The organism is Cronobacter sp. EKM101R, from assembly GCF_963888145.1.
Classification (GTDB): Bacteria; Pseudomonadota; Gammaproteobacteria; order Enterobacterales; family Enterobacteriaceae; genus Cronobacter; species Cronobacter turicensis.
Window position 1 is genome coordinate 1 of sequence record NZ_CAWPHW010000006.1, and the last position, 16,212, is coordinate 16,212.

A 16,212-nucleotide genomic window follows, 5' to 3' on the forward strand; every position below is an offset into this window, starting at 1 on the left:
GGAATTGGTAGACGCGCTAGCTTCAGGTGTTAGTGTCCTTCGGACGTGGGGGTTCAAGTCCCCCCCCTCGCACCACTTCTTTTATCAGTTCTTCTGCTTCCCTGTGCTTTTCCCTGCTTTTATTTCTCGTTGTTCCTCAACCTCTTCCCGTGCTTGTCTTAATTCAGCGCCAGATGCAGATGCGATACGATCAGCATTAATCCGCTGGCGAAAGCGATGCAGGACGGCAGTAACACATAATGTCGCAGGCGTGGATGATAGAGCATGCCGACAGTCGCCAGCAGCGCCAGTACAATAATGCCGCGCCACGCCTCCCAGCTCAGTTCCTTCCAGGCCAGCATTGCCACCAGCGTGCCCGGCAAAATGACGGCCCAACCACTTTCCAGTCGCCTGTACAACATCGTTTCGCCTCTCGTATCGATAATGATAAACAATATCATATGATATAAATTCTCATTTGTCAGCGAATATAAGTTTAGCCCTGCTTTACTTGAGTTAAGAAGTAATGACATACCGGAATGAAGGTGATAAATTAGCCGCCCTGGTTAAGAAAATTCTTACTCCCTGTTTCGCGGTATAATAAGCCTCTTTTTTATCCGGCTTTTATAAAAACCTGACAGCGCTAAATAAGTCACCAATGGATATGACTGCAAATAACTGGCGAGCCCTGACGGAAGAAAAATATCAGCTCTCACTGAAACTCTTTCTGTTTCTTAATCTTTTTTCCGCGCTGTTTAATCTCGTGGATCCGCTTTACCACTATCCGCATATTCCCTGGCCTGCCCTGGGTGTCATCGCGCTCTGCGGCGCGCTGCTACTGCCCGCGAGAACGCGCGTTTTTAGTCTGAAGGCGATTTACCTGACAGCGCTAATCACGGGCGCGTTATGGTCGGTAAATATCTGGCTGAAAAGCCCGTGGCGCGTTTTTCACGACGGCACCTGCCTGCTTATTACTTTACTCGGCACGCTGTTTATTGCGGCACTGTCCTTTATAAATATGCCCGGACCGTTTATCGCGTTTTGCCTGCCGGTTACCGCTACGATCCTGTGGCTGGATAAAGCCCAGCATCCTGTTCTTTATGCTTATACATTGATCCTGCCCGTTGTAGGGCTGGTTATCCGGCACTTCATCGCCAGTCGCAGCGATATTTCCGCCCGTAAAATGGTGCAAAAGCTAATAGACGAAAAAGCGACCCTCAACGATCTCAGCATGATGGATCCGCTGACCGGCCTCTGTAACCGCCGCGGCTTTCAGAACCGCTTCGATAATCTGCCGCCTGACGCCGGACAGCTGTTCGTACTGCTGATGGATATCGACCATTTCAAAGCGTACAACGACCATTACGGCCATATGATGGGCGACCAGGCGCTGACGCGTGTCTCGGCGGCGATCCGCGATGCTGTGCGCTCGCGGGATATTGTCACCCGTTACGGCGGCGAAGAATTTATGGTGTTGTTAACCCAGGCGGATGAAGCGCGCGCGCGCCTTGCAGCCGAGCGCATTCGCCAGCGGGTTTACGATCTGCGTATTCCGCATATGTTTAATGAAAGCGTGGCGACCAACGTCACCCTGAGCATCGGCATCGCGCCGCTGGAAAACGGCGATATTGACGACGCGCTGCGCCGCGCCGATGAAGCGCTCTACGCCGCTAAAGACCAGGGCCGCAACCACATTCTGTACCACGACGCCCGTCGCGCCGCCTGAACTCAGGCGCGGCGGCACCGGGTTTCTGGTCAAAGAACTTGCTATCGTTTCAGCCTATAGTTAGGATTGGCAATCATTATCATTTAGATTTGCTATTCAAAAAACGCTATGGCTTATCGCTCTCTTCATTCTGTTGATGAATTACTCTGGCGCGCCCCGCTGCATCGTCCGCCTTCGACGCTGGCGTTGCGTCTGCGTGACGCGTTTACGACGCACCGCGCGCATTTTCACGACATCATGAAGCTGGACGAAACGCCGCCTTCTGCGGCGCTGAGCTTTAGCGAATGGTCGCATCCCGCGACACTCACAAGCTTAATGGCGCTCTACTCCGATCACATCTACCGCAATCAGCCGGGCGCGGTACGTGAAAATAAACCGCTGAAATCGCTCTGGGCGCAGTGGTATCTGGGCTTGCTGGTGCCGCCGTTAATGCTGGCGCTGTTGACGCAGCCGCAGGCGCTGGATCTGAGCGAAGAGAATCTCGCGGTCGAGTTTCACGAAACAGGCCGTGCGGCCTGCTTTTATTTGACGGTGGAAGAAGATGCGCGCGCCACTCCCCTTTTAGCGCGCGAACGGCTGGAGACGCTGCTGCTGGACGTTATAACGCCGGTCGTTGAAGCGCTGGAAGCCTCCGGCGATATCAATGGCAAGCTTATCTGGAGCAATACCGGTTATCTCATTAACTGGTGTTTTGGCGAATGGCGCGACTGGCTCGGCGAAGAGACCGTCAGCGCGCTGCGCCAGAGCTGCTTTTTCGACAAAACCTTACTGAATGGCCAGCAAAATCCGCTGTTTCGCACCGTGGTGCTGCGCGAAGGATTACTGGTGCGCCGCACCTGCTGCCAGCGCTATAAGCTGCCTGACGTGCAGCAGTGCGGCGACTGTACGCTCAAATAGTCAACGGCGGGTCTCCCCGCCGTGTTCTCATCAGGCGGCCTGTTCGCCGGCCCCTTGCGCCTCCTTCAGCGCCTCTTCCGCTTCCTGCGCCAGCAACTGTTTCTCGTAGACTTTAAAGAACGGGAAGTAAATGATGGCCGACACCACCGCAAGCACAATCACCAGCAGCGCGGCGCGGAAATCCCAGCCCAGTGCCCAGGCCGCGCCGATCGGCGCAGGCGCGGTCCACGGCACTACAGAAATCACGCGTCCGATTAAATCAAATTTCATCGCCGCCCAGGCCAGCACCGCGTTCAGCATCGGGGCCAGCAGGAACGGAATAAAGAAAACCGGGTTCATCACGATGGGCGTGCCGAAAATCACCGGCTCATTAATGTTGAAAATGCTGGGCACGATACTCAGACGCCCTATCGAGCGCAGATGCGCGGAGCGGCTTCGCAGATAGCAGAACACCAGTCCCATCGTCGCCCCGGAGCCGCCAATCACAATAAAGAAGGTCCAGAACGCCTCCATAAAGATGTGCGGCAGCGGCGCGCTCTGCGCGAGCGCCGTCTGGTTAATCCCGAGGTTGGTCAGCCAGAACATTTGCAGCATGCCGGAGACAATCGCCGCGCCGTGAATACCCGCAAACCACAGCAGATGCCCAATCAGCACCGCCAGCAGAATAGCGGGCAGCGAATCGGCCGCCGAGACCAACGGCTTGAAGATAGCCATGATCGCCTGCGGGATCAGCAGGTCGAATTGCGACTGGATAAACAGGCTCAACGGATAGAGCGTCAGTACCACCACCAGCACCGGGATCAGCAGATCGAAGGAATTTTTAATCATTGGCGGCACCTGATCCGGCAGGCGTATGCCGATGTTATGCGCCTTCAGAAAACGCATCATCTCCACACAGTAAATCGCTACCAGAATCGCGGTGAAAATCCCCGTGCCGCCGAGGCTGTCTACTGGCAGCGTCCCTTTGGTTTTCGGCGCGGCCACCAGCATAAACGCCATCAGCGACAGCATGGCGCACATGAAAGGGTCCAGCTGATGCGACTTCACGTAGTGTTTGCCGAGGTTATAGGCGATAGCGGCGCAGATGTAGATAGACATGATCCCCATCGTCATATCAAACGGCGTGAGGATCTGCCCTTCAAACTGTTTCGCCAGATCCAGCCACGCGCGGGCAAAGCCCAGCGTGGTGTCCGGGGAAAACGGCGGGTAGGCGAACACCAGTAAAAACGAGCCGACAATCATAAACGGCATGGCGGAGATAAACCCGTCGCGAATGGCCATGACATGGCGCTGCGCGGAAATGCGGGAGGCTATCGGGCTGACATAGTTTTCAACAAAGCGAAATATCACATCAAAGGCAGCATGGTTGGCAGACATGGCGGTCTCCTGTCAGGCAATCAACGTGAATACGCGGCGAAAAGCCGACGCGCATCATCCCATAATCCATTGAACTGAAAACCGTAACCGGGTGTGTGTCTCTGCTTCCTGCGCAGTGAAATCTTCCGGGCTGCAACGGTGGTTAACTGCCTTGCCAGCGGCGTAACTGAGAAAGAAAGGTTTCATAGACGGCTCTTATTATTGGTTACAGAGGGAGGTTACTTAACCAGTATTAATCCGCTATGGCTGCTCTGCAACCGGTTACAGTAACCGGTTTCTTTGATTGTGAAGGAGATCCAGAAAACGCCGGATAGCCGCAGAAAAGCGCTTTTCCGATAATTTACAAAACCTGGTGCGGTATGCCAGATTAGGACAGCTATTTTCAGGAGAAATAAATGAGTCTGGAATCCGTGCGGCAATTTTTTGTCGAAAACGCCCCCGATATTGAAATCATTGAGCTTAACCAGAGCACCGCCACCGTCGCGCTGGCCGCCGCCGCCCATCAGGTTGAGCCAGGACAGATAGCCAAAACGCTTTCGCTGAAGGTGAAAGATGAGGTGATTCTGGTGGTCGCCAAAGGCGACGCGCGGCTGGATAACAAAAAGCTGAAAACCACGTTCGGCGCAAAAGCTCGCATGCTGAGCTGCGATGAAGTCGTCACCTGGACCGGCCATCCGGTCGGCGGCGTCTGCCCGTTCGGGCTGGAAAACGCGCTGGCTGTCTATTGCGATGTTTCACTTCGCCAGTATGACGAAGTGCTGCCCGCTGCGGGCGCCATTCACAGCGCCGTGCGTATTTCGCCGACTCGCCTGGCGGAGCTGACCCAGGCGCAGTGGGTGGATGTCTGTCAGTAAATGATGACTGTGACGCCCGACCGGCGCCCGTCGCGCCGTCAGGTTTGTCTGCGATGACGCACCTGCCGCAGGCTTAAAATAAGCCTGCGCGGTGCAAAAGAATATCCGCCGCATTCAGCAAGCCGGCATCGGTATGTACCCCGAGCTTGAGCATCGCGTTGAATTTATGTGCGCGAATGGTTTTGATATTGCGCTCCAGACGGCAGGCAATCTGCGACACCGAATAGCCATCCGTCAGGTAGCGCAGGATAATCCGCTCGGTCGGGCTCAACAGCCGCGATCCCTGGCTGGCGTACCAAATTTTATGAGGTGACTCGCTCACCCGGGCCGAATCGCTCATCGCGGACATCAGTTCATCGGTAAAGCGCGACAGCGTCTCAGATTTATCAATAATCCCCTGTAGCGGCGTCGGAGAAAGCTGGCTTATCAGTTTCGCCTCATTCACGTTATTGACCATCACAATACGTTTCATACGCGGCCAGGCTTTCGCCATTTCACTGACAAACTGCAAACAGTCACGTCGGTGCTCACGCGTACCTTCTAGCGAAAATATGACAGTGGAAAAGTGGCGGTATGTCAGCGCCTGAATAAACGCATGATGGTCGGAGAATATTTCCAGGCGGCATGACGTCGAATTATTTACCTGCAACAGCGATCGTATTCCTTCGCCGCTCATTACGCATTTTTCAATTAGCGCAACGTTTCGTTTTTCGACTCCGTGTTCCATTCAGCCTGTTCCTTATGTAATGAAAGCAAATTTAATTCCTTTAAACCCTGCAAGCTGCTTATCCATGCATACATTTCTGCATTGCCGCGCAACGATAAGCGCCGCATGGCACTGTTTTTCTGCGCGCTGATGGTTTTATTGCTTTTTTTCAGCATCTGGGCGATTTGATTTATTCCCCAGCCTTTACCGAGCAGACGTAATACTTGTTTTTCCGAGGTAGTCAGCATCGCGGCTGCCGCAGGTTCTTTTTCCTGCGCCTGACGCGGCGTCACTAACATCTGGCTTACCCGTTCGGCTTTTTCACGTCCGAGCTGGACTGCGTTAACGACGCCTTCCACCGGTTCCGCCGTGGAAAGCAGCGTCGTCTCCGGGCGCATCAGCAGTTGCACCGCCATACTGAACGACGCGGCGGGCACAAGGAAAATCCAGTGTACGCCAGGCGCCTGCGCCACCAGCGAATAGTAAGCCTCACATTCGCGGCGGGCCTCCTCCGGCGCGCAGGGCAATTCGGCCAGCACCATATCGACCGGGTTAAGTAATGGCAGCGTTATCTCCGCGCTGCTGTTGTAATGATAAAGCTCGGTTTCCGGAAAATGACGACTCATAATGGCCGCCAACCCGGTATGTACAACGGGGATCTGGCTAATGATAATGCCTTGTTTGCAACGTCCTGGTAACATATTTCCTCCGGTTATATCCTTCCGGCCAAACATATTTAAAAATCATTTATGAGATGATATAAAAATAAACCTCAACCTCTAAATAAAGAAAAAACAGCGCAGACAGCGTATGCAGATAATGTATATAAGTGGACAAAAAGAATTTCCCGTCCGGGTAAACATCGGCATTCTATGAACCCTTTATTTTACTGTCAACGACAAAAAAGGCGAAAAATACGCCGCCAGTGATTAAAGGATATTCTCATAGTAAAAAGATAAAAAATGTCTATTTATAGACACCATGTTAATATCGGTTAAATTAATTTCACCGTGCCGCCAGCGTACTTTTAATTAATCGCGTAAATAAGGATGCGGACTGCCATCCCCTCTTAAACTAGCGCCTGTGTTTGCCCATCCGTGCTCCGTGCGCCCATAAACCGTGCTGCAAAATGCAGCAAGCTTGATCTGCCTCCACGGCCGCGCCTCGCGTCGCATGTTAATAATGGACACTCCTGGCGCGCGGGCGCCTTTTCTTACCAGGACCGAATATGGAAGCGGATGCTTTAGCGCAGCGGGACGTGACCCGTTTGTGTATTCAGTGCGGGCTTTATTTATTACAGCATGGCGCGGAAAGCGCATTGATTGAAGAGCTCACCACACGGCTTGGCCGCGCGCTGGGCATGGACAGCGTGGAGAGCTCCATTTCCGCCAACGCGATTGTCCTGACCACCATTAAAGATCACCACTGCCTGACGACGACGCGGAAAAACATCGATCGCGGCATCAACATGCACATGGTGACCGAAGTGCAGCACATCGTCATCATGGCCGAACATAAGCTGCTGGACCGGCACGACGTGGAGAAACGCTTTTCGCAGTTGAAGCCCCTGCGTTACCCGCGCTGGCAGGTGGTGCTGATGGTGGGTCTCTCCTGCGCCTGCTTTTGCAAAATGAATAAAGGCGGCTGGGACGGCGCGCTGGTCACGTTTATCGCCAGTACGCTGGCGATGTATGTCCGCCAGACGCTGACGCAGCGCCACCTCCATCCGCAAATCAACTTCTGCCTGACGGCCTTTGTGGCGACGACTGTCTCCGGCCTGCTGCTCGCGCTGCCGCCGTTTGCCAGCACCTCCGCCGTGGCGATGGCCGCCAGCGTTCTGCTCCTGGTGCCAGGGTTTCCGCTCATCAACGCGGTGGCGGATATGTTTAAAGGCCATGTGAATACCGGTCTCGCCCGCTGGGCGATGGCGAGCCTGCTGACGCTCGCCACCTGTATTGGGGTGATTATGGCGATGGCGTTATGGGGGCTTCGGGGATGGATGTGATTCGTATTATTACGCTGATGCTGGAAGATATGCTGCTCTCCGCTATTCCGGCGGCGGGCTTTGCGATGGTGTTTAACGTGCCGCGCCGCGCTCTGCCCTGGTGCGCGCTGCTGGGCGCCGTCGGTCACGGTTCACGCACCGTGATGATAATGATGGGGCTGAATATCGAATGGGGCACGTTTCTCTCGGCGATGCTGGTTGGCTGCATTGGCATCCAGTGGTCGCGCTGGTATCTGGCGCACCCAAAAGTGTTTACCGTCGCGGCGGTGATCCCGATGTTTCCCGGCATCTCGGCGTATTCGGCAATGATCTCCGCCGTGAAAATCAGCCACTTCGGTTACACCGATGCGTTAATGATCTCGCTGGTGACTAACTTTCTTAAAGCCGCCTCAACCGTCGGCGCGCTCTCTATCGGGCTGTCGCTGCCAGGTCTGTGGCTCTATCGAAAACGCCCGCGGGTATAACGGCTATCATAGCGACAGCTAAAAACTAACTTGCAATTAAATCGTGCACTACTTATATTGAAAGCATGAAGACGACACAACAACAAGGCGCGGCCGGACTCACGCTGGATTTAGACAACCAGCTCTGCTTCGCGCTCTACTCGACAAACCTGGCGCTGCATAAAATTTACCGCCAGTTACTGACGCCGCTTGGGCTGACTTACCCGCAGTATCTGGTCATGCTGGTGCTGTGGGAGCAGGACGACGTTACGGTTTCTGAGATTGGCGAGCGGCTGTATCTGGACTCCGCCACGCTCACGCCGCTGTTAAAGCGGATGGAAACGGCAGGGTTTTTGATGCGCCAGCGCTCGCGCCAGGATGAACGACAAGTAATAGTGACGCTCACTGACGCAGGACGGCAGTTAAAAGCCGAGGCCCGCAGCATACCGGGTTCGGTGCTCTGCGCCACTGCATGTGACAAAGACACCTTGCTGGATCTTAAAGCTCAGCTCGACGATTTACGCCGTAATCTGCATCAGTCGTAAACGCCATCTCCGGATGGCGTGAAAGCACCAAATAAGTAGCACGCGATTAAATAGCCTAAAACTTAAATAAGGAATATTGCATGTCTTTAGAAAACGTCATCTACCGTGCCAAAGCAAAAGCTACCGGAGGCCGCGACGGCCGCGCCACCTCGTCTGACGGCGTGCTGGATGTGAAGCTGGGCGTACCGAAAGAGATGGGCGGCATGGGTGGCGACGTCACCAACCCTGAACAGCTATTTGCCGCGGGCTACTCCGCCTGCTTCCTGGGCGCGATGAAATTCGTTGCCGCTCGCGACAAAATCGCGATGCCGAAAGACGCGTTTATCGAAGGCGAAGTCGGGATCGGCCCGCTGCCGACCGGTTTTGGCATCGAAGCGAAACTGAATATTCACCTGGCTGGGATGGATGCGGCGGAAGCACAGAAACTGGTCGATGCGGCGCATATTGTCTGCCCGTACTCTAACGCGACCCGCGGCAATATCGACGTCACACTGAACATCATTGCCTGACGCTATCCCCGCTAACGGGGAAGCTTAAAATAAAAAAACGAAACTGCCCTCACCAGGGGACGCGGAGCGCGCCAGATGTCATGGCGCGCTCTTTTTTTACGTGCGTTTCCGCGCGCCAATAAGCTCAAACCCCGCCTCTGACTATGCTACTATGAAAGAATTATCGCCTCTGCTGGCCATTTATGCGCCAGTGTCTGATAACGCTTTGATTGAGAACGCTTTATGTCTTCCAGAATCCTGACCCCTGATGTCGTTGATATTGACGCCTTCCGGCGCAATCCCGGCAGCGCGCTGGCGCACGCCGAACGTGGGGCCGTGGCGGTGTTTGATAACAATGCGCCCGCATTTTATGCCGTGACGCCGGCGCGCATGGCGGAACTGCTGGCGCTGGAAAAACAGCTCGCCGCGCCCCGCTCCGATGTCGCGCTGGAAGCGCAATTTTTTGACGAAGGCAACGACGTCGCCCAGCCTGTCCCGGTGCCGATGGGCAAATTCGCCATGTATCCGGGCTGGCAGCCCGATCCCGAATTTCAGCGTATGGCCGCGCTCTGGGGCATCCCGCTGGCGCAGCCGGTGACCAGCGAAGAGCTGGCCTCGTTCGTCGCCTACTGGCAGGCGGAAGGCAAAGTCTTCCACCATATCCAGTGGCAGCAAAAGCTGGCGCGCAGCATTCAGATGAACCGCGCCACCTTTACGTCATCGGCCCGACGCGACGTCAACGCCATCGCGCAGCCGGACGACCATATTCCTGACGGCTTTCGAGGGTAAAGATGAAAAACGTCACTGACCTGATGATGCGCCTGAAGCGGCTGATGCCGCCCGACGTCACGCCCGCCTTTAAAACCGGCGAAGAGCTTATCGCCTGGCAGCAGGAGCAGGGGCGGATCCGCTCAGAGGCCATCGAGCGTGAAAACCGCGCGATGAAAATGCAGCGCACCTTTAACCGTTCCGGCATTCGTCCGCTGCATCAGAACTGCTCTTTCGATAACTACCGCGTCGAAAACGACGGGCAGATGAACGCCCTCAGTAAAGCGCGGCAGTATGTCGAAGCCTTTGACGATAACATCGCGAGCTTTGTCTTCGCAGGCAAACCGGGCACCGGCAAAAACCATCTTGCCGCCGCCATCTGTAATGAACTGCTGCTGCGCGGCAAATCGGTGATGATCATTACCGTCGCCGATATCATGTCCGCCATGAAAGACACCTTCAGCAGTCGCGAAACCAGCGAAGAACGGCTCTTAAAAGATCTGAGCAGCGTTGATCTTCTGGTGATCGACGAGATCGGTATGCAGAGCGAATCGCGCTATGAGAAAGTGATCATCAACCAGCTGGTGGATCGCCGTTCATCATCCAAACGCCCGACCGGCATGCTGACCAACCAGAATATGGATGAAATGACCAAACTTCTGGGCGAGCGCGTGATGGATCGCATGCGCCTTGGCAACAGCCTGTGGGTGAATTTCAACTGGGACAGCTACCGCAGCCGCGTCACCGGTAAAGAGTACTAAACCACGCCGTTTTTACGGGGCGCATTTTCTGCGCCCCGGCACTCCCTTTCCTGCCGTCTCGCTTGCGTTTTAATGCTTCTGTAGTGAAATCTTCGCTGTCATAAAATTTTCATAAAAGAAGCTGCTTTTTACCGTCTCCGCTTCCTGTCCATGACTAAACACCCTTTTCCGACTCACGCTCTGCGCCATGCCGCGCCACAGGCGTTGAGACACGGTTCAAAAATTTGCATTTCTAAACCTTGTCTGAACTGATCCACAGAAAGATGACGCTAAAATTGTACGAATATGACAGTAAAGTTATATTTCGCCCTTAAAAAAGCGGTTTAATGTCAACGGGCCTGGCGCCTTCGCTGCGAGGATGTGGTGTTGTCAGAGTGGCTTTCGGTACTTTTCTTTATCGCCTCCGTGGCGATTTACGCCTATAAGGCGGGTCGTAACACCTGGTGGTTTATCGCCACCCTGGTGGTATTAGGGCTGTTTGTTATCCTGAATCTGACGCTGCTCGCCAGCAACTATTTCACCGGCGACGGCATTACCGACGCGGTGCTCTATACCCTGACCAGCAGCCTTACCGGCGCGGGCGTCAGTAAATACATTCTGCCCGGGATCGGGCTGGTCGCGGCGCTGCTGGCGGTCTTCGGGCTACTGACGTGGATTTTGCGCCGCCGTCGCCATCTGCCTTATCACTTCGGCTACAGCTTCGCGGCGCTTTTACTGGCGCTCGCCTCGGTGGACGCCAGCCCGGCGTTTCGCCAGATAACGGAACTGGTGAAATCCCAGACCGCCGAGGGCAGTCCGGATTTCGCGGCGTACTATAAAGAGCCGCAAAAGCGTATCGAGAACCCGCAGCTCAATCTGGTCTATATCTACGGCGAAAGCCTGGAGCGCACCTATTTTGACGACGAAGCATTCCCGAACCTGACGCCGGATCTGGGCGCGCTCAAAAACGAAGGCATCGATTTCAGCCACACCGCGCAACTGCCCGGCACCGACTACACCATCGCCGGTATGGTCGCCTCCCAGTGCGGCATTCCGCTCTTCGCGCCCTTTGAGGGCAACGCGTCCGCCTCGATGTCGAGTTTCTTCCCGCAGAACGTTTGCCTTGGGGATATCCTGAAAAACTCCGGCTATGAGAACTACTTTATTCAGGGCGCGAACCTGCGTTTTGCCGGAAAAGACGTCTTCCTGAAATCTCACGGTTTCGATCATCTCTACGGCGCCGAGGAGCTAAAAGGCGTGGTGGCGGACCCGGCCTATCGCAACGACTGGGGTTTCTACGACGACACGGTGCTGGACGAGGTCTGGAAACAATACGAAGCCCTCTCGAAAGCGGGTAAACGCTTTTCACTCTTTACGCTGACGGTCGACACGCACCACCCGGACGGTTTCGTGTCGCGCACCTGCAAACGTAAAAGCTACCCGTTTGAAGGCAAGCCGAACCAGTCTTTCAGCGCAGTGAGCTGCAGCCAGGAGCACGTCGCGGCGCTTATCAACAAAATCAAAGCCTCGCCCTATTTTAAAAACACCGTCATCGTGGTCTCGTCCGATCATCTGGCGATGAACAACACCGCGTATAAATATCTCAGCAAGCAGGATCGCAATAACCTGTTCTTCATTCTGCGCGGCGACCAGCCGCAGCAGGATGTGGTCGCGGTGAAGCGCAACACGATGGATAACGGCGCGACGGTGCTGGATGTTCTCGGCGGGGATAACTATCTTGGGCTCGGGCGCAGCAGCCTTTCCGGGCAGTCGCTCTCGACGGTGTTCCTGAACATGAAATCGAAAGTGCTGGCGTGGAAGCCCGATATCATCAGCCTGTGGAAATTCCCGTCGAAAATAGACAGCTTCACGGTCGATACGCAAAAACAGACCATCGCCTTCTCCGGCAGCCATTTCCGCCTGCCGCTTTTGCTGCGCGTGTCGGATAAGCGTATCGAGCCGCTGCCGGAGAGCGAATACTCCGCGCCGCTGCGCTTCCAGCTGGCGGATTTCGCCCCGCGCGATAACTTCCTGTGGGTGGATAACTGCTACAAAATGGCGCGCCTGTGGGCGCCCGCGCTGGCGCTCTCTACCGACTACTGCGTCTCGCAGGGCCAGCTTGGCGGCGAGCAGAAGGTACAGCGGGTGGATAAAGCGACGTGGCAAGGCAAAGCGGCGTTTCGCGACACGGTCATCGACGCCGGGCGCTACCAGCGCAACGTCGAAACGCTCAAAGTGATGGATAACGACATCCGCTATCAGGCCGACAGCTTTATCTTCAACGTGGCGGGCGCGCCGGAAGAGGTCAGACAGTTCTCCGGGATTTCCCGCCCGGAATCCTGGGGCCGCTGGTCTAACGCGCAGCTCGGCGAGGAAGTGAAAATCGAATATAACCAGCCCCTGCCGGAGAAATTCGATCTGGTCATCATCGCCAAAGCGTTTGGCCCGAACGCCGGGAAACCGGTGCCGGTAAAAGTGGGCGACAGCGAACAGACGCTGACGCTCGGCAATGAGGTGTCCACCACCACGCTGCATTTCGAGAACCCGACGCGCAGCAACACGCTGGTGATTGTGCCGCCGGACCCGCAGTCAACCAACGAAGGCAACATTCTCGGCCATTCGCCACGCCGTCTTGGCATCGGCATGGTATCCATCAAGGTGATTAACGCGAGCGGGTGATCCCGCTCGTTACTCGATCCGCTTTCTGCGCTTCTCGGAATACATGACGTTGTCGCTTTCTTTGATCATCTCCAGCAGCGAATCGTAATTCCCCGAATCGCGATGCAGCATCCCATACGAGTAGTTGATGTTGTAAGGCTTACCGGCGCGCTGGTTATGCGCGTCCAGGCTCGCGCGCAGATTATTCAGAAACGGCTGCGTGTCGCGCTCGCGGGTCAACAGCACGGCAAATTCATCCCCGCCCAGCCGCCCGGCGATATCTTTCGGCCCCAGATGCTGGCGCAACTGGCTGGCGAACACTTTCAGCACCTCATCGCCCTCCGCGTGGCCCCACAAATCGTTGATGGGTTTAAAGCGGTCGAGATCGAAATAGAGAATGCTGAATGGCTCGGTGTTCTCCTGTAACGCGCTAAACCGTTTTTCACCGCTGCGGTAAAAGCCGCGGCGATTCGGAATGCCGGTCAGGCTGTCGGTCATCGCCATGCTGATCACGTGAAACTCATCTTCGACGATAAACGCCAGGTCTTTCAGCGTGGCGATATCCTCGTCGCTGAAATCGCGAGGCGTGCCGTCAATAATACAGAGCGTGCCGACCACCGCGCCGTCCGGCAGGCGCACCGGGTATCCCGCATAAAAACGGATAAACGGCTCGCCGGTGACCAGCGGATTATCATGAAAGCGCTCATCGAGACGGGCATCATTCACGATAAACGGCCCCTCCTGCAAAATGGCATGCCCGCAAAACGAGACGTCGCGCGTGGTTTCGCGCGTGTTCAGCCCCTGACACGCCAGCAGCCACTGGCGGTCGCGATCGAGCAGGCTAATCAGCGCTACCGGCACCTGAAACAGCTTTTTCGCCACCCGCGTTAAACGCTCAAAACGCTCGTCATCCCTGGTATCGAGCAGGTCCATCATATACAGCGACTTCAGCCGCTCTTCTTCGTTTTCCGGGATACCAGGAAATTTCATGTACTCTCTCCGCGTCAATAGCAGCGCGCCCGCCTCTCAAAAAGGGCATTCTGCCAGAAAATATATCGTGGTAAATGGATGAGTATAGGAAGGAAAAGGGGGGGTTTGCGAAACAGCGGTCCGCGCGCCGGATAATTCGCGTAACATTTTTCAACGCACGCGCGCCTGCGCCAGCCTTTGCGCGGCGTGAAATTCAGACTAACCGCAGCCGCGCCCTCAGGCGCCTGGCTTGAGCCGGTTCGCCACCACAATACGCGAGCGGCCCATCTCTTTGGCAAGGTAGAGCGCGATATCAGCGTTTTTCACCAGGCTTTCGCGCCGTGCGTGATCGGGCCAGGTGGCGAGGCCAATGGAAACCGATACCGGGCCAATCTCCTGGCCGTTATAGCGCAGCGACAGCTCGCTCACCTGCGTCAGCATGCGGGTGGCCAGCGCATGGGCCTGCGCCTGCGCCATGCCGGGCAGCAGCACCAGAAACTCTTCGCCGCCGTAGCGAAACACCTGCGCCGTATCGCCCGGCACCGCGCGGATAGTCCGCGCCACCTCTTTCAGCACCGCATCGCCCGCGTCATGACCATACTGGTCATTGAGCGCCTTGAAGTAGTCGATATCGATCATCAGACAGCTCACCGGCGAGCCGGTCGCCTCCGCCTGGCTGATACAGGCGTGCAGCGCATCTTCCAGGTGATAGCGGTTGCGCAAGCCCGTCAGCGAATCAAACATCGCTTTTTCGGTTAACTCATCTCGCAGCTTCTGGTTGGCGAGCGCCAGCGCCAGCGTCTCGGCCATCAGCTCCAGATAGACGTAAGGCGGCTCCTGCTCCTCACTGATTTTTTCAAACGACAGCAGCCCGATGGTTTCATTCTGGGCGATGAGCGGCACGCAGATAGCCCGTAAAGCGGCCGCGGGCGGCAAATGCTTACAGGGAATATCGACCAGATCGCGGCCCGGGCTGTGCGTCTGTCCGCGCCGTAGCGCCCAGCATTCATCCGGCGTAAACGCCGTGTCGCCGCCGGAAGCCTCAAGCCAGCGGGCGGCGCAGAGCATCAGATGGTCGCGCGCATCGAGCACATAGAGCCTGCCCGCCAGTCCCGGCGCGATTTGCGGCGCAAACAGCCGCACCAGCTCAATTATATCGCTGCGCGACTCGCTGCCCTGCAGACGCTGGGTCATACGCGACAGCAGCCGCCGGATGGCCCAGTCGGCGTCGCGCTCCTGCTCCAGACGCTGGCGCACCAGGCCATTTTCACGAAACACATGGATAGCCTGCGCCATGTCGCCAATCTCATCCACCTGCTGCAACAGCGGCGCTTCCACCGCGTAATCCTGCGTCGCCAGCCGGTTGACCACATCGCTCAGCTTCACCACCGGCTGCAGAATACGGCGCTTGAGGATAAACCCGAGCACAAAGAGAAACAGCAGCGCCGTCAGCGCCACCATGATTTCTGAAAGCGTGCGGAGCCGCAGCGAGGCGTCCGTCGCCGCCTGGATGGTCGCGCCGGCGCGCTGGTCCAGCAGGCTGCGGAAATGCGCGAACTGAAAATCTACCCGATCCAGCTCACGCTCATAGTTCACGCCAAACATCAGTTGCAGGGCGCGCGCGTTATCGCCTCGCGCCACCGCCTCCACCGCCTGTTGCTGTTCATCCTCAAGCTCGCGCGCCAGCGCGATGCCCTGGCGTAAATGCTCCAGCTCCTCAGGCGCGGCGCCAAGATCCCGCAGCCGCGCCAGATGCGCTTCATCTTTATCGTTCTGCGCCTTTTTCGCCTGCCAGACGGCGAGATCTTCCGGCCTGCGCTCCACCACGTAGACACGCGCCAGCTCGGTCAGCGCGTAAGTCTCCTGCTCCACCGTTTCCGTCAGGCTGTCATAGGCCGCGCTTTGACGCACAGCCGCCCGCTCCGCCTTGTCGGCGCTGGAGGCCATCATCAGCACCACGCCGGAAGCGAGGGTCAGCGCGACCGTCGCGCCATAGGCAATGTTGGTCATCGTTGCGATGCGCACAGAGGATCCTGTTGGTTAAAAAGAGAGCTGAA

The 16,212-nt window shown here is 56.3% G+C and carries 16 protein-coding genes; 10 read left to right on the plus strand and 6 right to left on the minus strand.

The window, feature by feature from the left end; genetic code table 11:
* Nucleotides 1–158: 158 nt before the first annotated feature.
* Nucleotides 159–440 (minus strand): DUF1435 domain-containing protein, encoded by a 282-nt coding sequence (locus AACV31_RS06370; RefSeq protein WP_075197439.1) that lies wholly within the window; start codon nt 438–440, stop codon nt 159–161.
* Between the two features lie 197 nt (nt 441–637).
* Between AACV31_RS06370 and AACV31_RS06375 the strand changes: the two genes are divergently transcribed.
* A complete protein-coding gene (locus AACV31_RS06375) occupies nt 638–1,705 on the plus strand; it encodes a GGDEF domain-containing protein (protein ID WP_165155782.1) in 1,068 nt (355 codons plus the stop codon).
* A gap of 108 nt (nt 1,706–1,813) precedes the next feature.
* Entirely contained in the window at nt 1,814–2,602 is a 789-nt protein-coding gene (fhuF, locus tag AACV31_RS06380; RefSeq protein WP_165155774.1) for a siderophore-iron reductase FhuF, read from the plus strand.
* Nucleotides 2,603–2,632: 30 nt separating this feature from the next.
* Here fhuF and AACV31_RS06385 read toward each other — a convergent pair whose 3' ends face one another.
* Nucleotides 2,633–3,979 (minus strand): PTS sugar transporter subunit IIC, encoded by a 1,347-nt coding sequence (locus tag AACV31_RS06385; RefSeq protein ID WP_075197436.1) that lies wholly within the window; start codon nt 3,977–3,979, stop codon nt 2,633–2,635.
* A gap of 395 nt (nt 3,980–4,374) precedes the next feature.
* Here AACV31_RS06385 and AACV31_RS06390 point away from each other — a divergent pair, with 395 nt between their 5' ends.
* Nucleotides 4,375–4,833 (plus strand): YbaK/EbsC family protein, encoded by a 459-nt coding sequence (locus AACV31_RS06390; protein WP_007767211.1) that lies wholly within the window; start codon nt 4,375–4,377, stop codon nt 4,831–4,833.
* A gap of 73 nt (nt 4,834–4,906) precedes the next feature.
* Here AACV31_RS06390 and bglJ read toward each other — a convergent pair whose 3' ends face one another.
* Both bglJ and AACV31_RS06400 read right to left on the minus strand, forming a co-directional pair.
* On the minus strand, nt 4,907–5,560 hold the full coding sequence (gene bglJ / locus AACV31_RS06395) for a DNA-binding transcriptional activator BglJ (RefSeq protein WP_007767208.1): 654 nt from the start codon (nt 5,558–5,560) through the stop codon (nt 4,907–4,909).
* Nucleotides 5,524–6,240 (minus strand): helix-turn-helix transcriptional regulator, encoded by a 717-nt coding sequence (locus tag AACV31_RS06400; protein WP_199778678.1) that lies wholly within the window; start codon nt 6,238–6,240, stop codon nt 5,524–5,526. The genes bglJ and AACV31_RS06400 overlap by 37 nt, the downstream gene beginning before the upstream one ends.
* 527 nt (nt 6,241–6,767) lie before the next feature.
* Here AACV31_RS06400 and AACV31_RS06405 point away from each other — a divergent pair.
* The 7 genes from AACV31_RS06405 (at nt 6,768) to opgB (ending at nt 13,207) form a co-directional block, all read left to right on the plus strand.
* Nucleotides 6,768–7,544: a threonine/serine exporter family protein gene (locus AACV31_RS06405; protein WP_075197433.1), complete on the plus strand. Its 777-nt coding sequence runs from the start codon at nt 6,768–6,770 to the stop codon at nt 7,542–7,544.
* Nucleotides 7,535–8,008: a threonine/serine exporter gene (locus tag AACV31_RS06410; protein WP_007767205.1), complete on the plus strand. Its 474-nt coding sequence runs from the start codon at nt 7,535–7,537 to the stop codon at nt 8,006–8,008. Before AACV31_RS06405 ends, AACV31_RS06410 begins: the two co-directional genes overlap by 10 nt.
* 65 nt (nt 8,009–8,073) lie before the next feature.
* Nucleotides 8,074–8,532 (plus strand): MarR family winged helix-turn-helix transcriptional regulator, encoded by a 459-nt coding sequence (locus AACV31_RS06415; RefSeq protein WP_165155772.1) that lies wholly within the window; start codon nt 8,074–8,076, stop codon nt 8,530–8,532.
* Nucleotides 8,533–8,612: 80 nt separating this feature from the next.
* Nucleotides 8,613–9,041, plus strand: coding sequence for an organic hydroperoxide resistance protein (locus AACV31_RS06420; protein ID WP_165155770.1), 429 nt, complete (start codon nt 8,613–8,615; stop codon nt 9,039–9,041).
* A gap of 222 nt (nt 9,042–9,263) precedes the next feature.
* On the plus strand, nt 9,264–9,809 hold the full coding sequence (gene dnaT / locus AACV31_RS06425; RefSeq protein ID WP_012815170.1) for a primosomal protein DnaT: 546 nt from the start codon (nt 9,264–9,266) through the stop codon (nt 9,807–9,809).
* A 2-nt stretch (nt 9,810–9,811) separates the two neighbouring features.
* On the plus strand, nt 9,812–10,549 hold the full coding sequence (dnaC, locus tag AACV31_RS06430) for a DNA replication protein DnaC (RefSeq protein WP_007767201.1): 738 nt from the start codon (nt 9,812–9,814) through the stop codon (nt 10,547–10,549).
* A 366-nt stretch (nt 10,550–10,915) separates the two neighbouring features.
* Nucleotides 10,916–13,207: a phosphatidylglycerol--membrane-oligosaccharide glycerophosphotransferase gene (gene opgB, locus AACV31_RS06435; RefSeq protein ID WP_165155768.1), complete on the plus strand. Its 2,292-nt coding sequence runs from the start codon at nt 10,916–10,918 to the stop codon at nt 13,205–13,207.
* Nucleotides 13,208–13,216: 9 nt separating this feature from the next.
* Here the strand turns inward: opgB and AACV31_RS06440 are convergent, their stop codons facing one another.
* Both AACV31_RS06440 and AACV31_RS06445 read right to left on the minus strand, forming a co-directional pair.
* Nucleotides 13,217–14,176 (minus strand): GGDEF domain-containing protein, encoded by a 960-nt coding sequence (locus AACV31_RS06440; protein ID WP_007767184.1) that lies wholly within the window; start codon nt 14,174–14,176, stop codon nt 13,217–13,219.
* A gap of 216 nt (nt 14,177–14,392) precedes the next feature.
* Nucleotides 14,393–16,180 (minus strand): diguanylate cyclase, encoded by a 1,788-nt coding sequence (locus AACV31_RS06445; RefSeq protein ID WP_165155766.1) that lies wholly within the window; start codon nt 16,178–16,180, stop codon nt 14,393–14,395.
* Between the last annotated feature and the right edge of the window lie 32 nt (nt 16,181–16,212).